Source organism: Paraburkholderia sp. BR10936 (assembly GCF_040965735.1).
Classification (GTDB): domain Bacteria; phylum Pseudomonadota; class Gammaproteobacteria; order Burkholderiales; family Burkholderiaceae; genus Paraburkholderia; species Paraburkholderia nodosa_A.
In genome coordinates, this window is sequence record NZ_JBFRCM010000085.1 from 1 (window position 1) to 292 (window position 292).

A 292-nucleotide genomic window follows, 5' to 3' on the forward strand; every position below is an offset into this window, starting at 1 on the left:
TGGCTCGATCTCGAACCCGACGTATAACGTGGGTGGAGACACCTACAACAGCGTAGGTGGGGCGATTACGAACCTGGATGCCCGCGTGACACAGAACACGACCGACATCACGAACCTGCAAGGCGACATCACGAACATTAATGGCCAGCTCGCCGATGCGGTGATGTATGACACGTCGACGCACGACTCGGTCACGCTGGGCGGCGCGGACGCGACCACGCCGGTGGCCTTGCACAACGTGGCGGCGGGCGCAGTCTCGGCGACGAGCTTCGACGCGGTGAACGGCTCCCAG

1 pseudogene is annotated in these 292 nt (G+C 63.4%); it reads left to right on the forward strand.

The window, feature by feature from the left end:
• Positions 1–292: pseudogene (locus AB4Y36_RS40520) on the forward strand (hemagglutinin); the annotation flags it as partial.